Here is a 222-nt window from a genome sequence, read left to right as displayed (position 1 = left end):
GCCGTAGCCGGTGGTCACGATGGCGTCAATGTCGCTGCGCTGCAGCCCGGCCTGTTCCAGGGCCTGCTCCAGGGCACGTTCGGCGCCTACGGCGGCACCGGCACCGGTGGGCAGGACAGCAAGGTCATCCGGCTGGACGAAAACGGCGCCGTGGTGAACTTTGTGATGAACGACAAATGCGCCGCCGGTACCGGACGTTTTCTGGAAATGATGGCCCGCACC

At 65.8% G+C, this 222-nt stretch carries 1 protein-coding gene; it reads left to right on the top strand.

Going from position 1 to position 222, the window contains the following annotated elements:
* The coding region (locus tag H6B10_RS18265) for a BadF/BadG/BcrA/BcrD ATPase family protein (RefSeq protein ID WP_275951112.1) at positions 1-222 on the top strand (222 nt) is incomplete at both ends.

This window comes from Gemmiger formicilis (genome assembly GCF_016901605.1).
Lineage (GTDB): Bacteria > Bacillota > Clostridia > Oscillospirales > Ruminococcaceae > Gemmiger > Gemmiger formicilis_B.
This window is presented reverse-complemented; position numbering and strand designations above follow the sequence as displayed.